A 2092-nucleotide genomic window follows, 5' to 3' on the forward strand; every position below is an offset into this window, starting at 1 on the left:
CGAGCACGCGCGTGATCGTCTGCAGCGAACGCGGCTCGTCATCGACGACCAGCACCACCGGCAGCGGTGCGGCCGCACCGCTGCTGCCGGCCGGGGCACCGGGCAGGTGCTCGTCCTCGGCGGCACTCATGACGGCTGCGGCGGCGTGCGCCGGCGGTGGATGGCCAGGTGCAGCGGCGTCCACGACTGCGGCCGGCGGTGCACGAAGGCGTGGCGCGCGACGTGGTAGCTCGGGTCGAAGCCGTAGAAGTTCAGCCGCATCCGTTCGAGCTCCTCGGCGCGATAGACCGCGAGCGGCTTCTCGCGCTCGTCGGCAGCGTAGCCGTCGAGCTTGGCGGCGATCAGGCGCGGGAAGTCCGGATCGGCAGCGACGGCGCGCGCATGCGCATCGACGGCCTCCATGAAGCCGGCGGCCGGGCCGATGCAGCCGTCGATCAGGCCGATCGCCGCGGCCTCGTGCGCACCGAGCGGCAGGCGGCGGTCGAGCACGTGCGCGACGCCGTCCTCGCCGACGCGCTTGGGCAGCAGGTAGGTCCAGTACTCGGAGCCGTACAGGTTGCCCATGTTGCGGTAGTGCGGGTTCAGCACCACGCCGTCGTGCGCGAGGACTTCATCGGCGGCGAGCGCGAGGAAGCAGCCGCCGGCGCCGGCGTTGCCGCGCAGCGCCGCGATCAGCCACAGGCCGCGGCATTCGAGCAGCTCGGCGACGAGGTCGTTCATGGCCTCGATGTTGTGCATCGAGGCATCGGCCGGGCTGTCGGCGGCCTCGATCAGGTTCAGGTGGATGCCGTTCGACCAGAACTCCGGGCCGCCGGTCAGCACCAGCACGCGCACGCCGCGGCTGCGCGCCATGCGCACGGTTTCGGCCAGCCGCCGGCAGTGCGGCGTGCCCATCGCGCCGTTGTGGAACGGGAAGTCGATCCAGCCGACGCCGTCGGCCTCGCGGTAGACGACCCGGCCGTCGTCGTCCTCGGGCAGTTCGGGCAGATCGCTCAGGCCCGCGAGTTCCGCGGCCAGCGCCAGCGTCGCCGGCAGCTTCAGCGCGTGCTCGTCCTCGCGGCGCACGTGGCCGATCCAGACCGCGCCGTCGACGGTCGCCCGGCAGAGCGCCTCGCCGCGGCGGGCCAGCAGCGCGCCGGGGGCACCGCGCAACCCGTGTTCGGCGTGGGCGTCGTACAGCCGGCAGGTGACGCCGGCCAGCTCGCCGCGCACGCCGGGGTAGCCATCGGCGGAGTGGATCTTGCGCAGCACGTCGGCGGTGCGGTCGCTCGTCCAGTCGATCGTGCGCTCGGCGAGCGACACCGGCCGGTGCGTGCGCCCGGGAAGTCCCTCGTGCTGCGCTTCGGGCTGCCAGCCGGCGGCGAGGCGCGACAGGGCTTCGAGCACGGCCTCGACCGCCGCGGTCGTGACCTCGCGCCGGTACAGGCTCGCCTTCGGCGCCTCGCGCATCGGGAAGCTGCGATGCGCCCAGATCGGGCCGGCATCGAACTCGGCGACCGCCTGCAGCACGGTCACGCCCCAGTGCGAACGGCGTTCGAGGATCGCGCGATCGAGCGCCGCCGGCCCGCGGTCCCCGGGGATGCCCGGATGCACGATCAGGCAGGGCACATGGCGCCAGACCGCCTCGGGGATCGCGCGCTTGAGGTAGGGCGCGAGCACGACATCGGGCCGGAACAGCTCGACGGCTTCGAGCGTGATCGCGTCGTGGATGTCGTATTCGACCGACAGCACGTGGCCGCGGGCGGCGAGTTCGACGTGCAGGCGCTGGCTCAGCGAATTGAAGCCGTGCACGAGCATCAGGATGCGCAGCCGCGGTGTCGCCGCCGCCAGCAGGGACTCGTCGGCGGCCATCAGCAGATCCTCGGCAGCTGTTCGCCGGCGATCCAGTCGATGACGCGCCGGCCGCCGAAGCCGGTTTCGAGTTCGACGAAGCGCTGGCCGTCATCGGTGCAGACGCCGATGCGCGCGGCCTCGCGCCCGAGCGGATGCGCGCGCAGCGCGGCGAGGGCGGCTTCGGCGTGATCCGGATCGACGATGGCGATCAGCTTGCCTTCGTTGGCGACGTACAGCGGGTCGAGGCCGAGGAACTCGC

Annotated in this window: 2 protein-coding genes; both read right to left on the reverse strand. The window is 72.8% G+C overall.

Features of this window, described 5'->3' with window-relative positions:
• Positions 1 to 126 precede the first annotated feature (126 nt).
• Positions 127 to 1851: a hydrogenase maturation protein gene (locus tag PKE44_RS18675; RefSeq protein WP_324554235.1), complete on the reverse strand. Its 1725-nt coding sequence runs from the start codon at positions 1849 to 1851 to the stop codon at positions 127 to 129.
• A partial coding sequence (locus PKE44_RS18680) for an AIR synthase-related protein (RefSeq protein WP_324554237.1) occupies positions 1851 to 2092 on the reverse strand: 242 nt, incomplete at its 5' end. The genes PKE44_RS18680 and PKE44_RS18675, both read right to left, overlap by 1 nt.

It is taken from the genome of Plasticicumulans sp. (assembly GCF_035331805.1).
Taxonomy (GTDB): Bacteria; Pseudomonadota; Gammaproteobacteria; order Competibacterales; family Competibacteraceae; genus Plasticicumulans.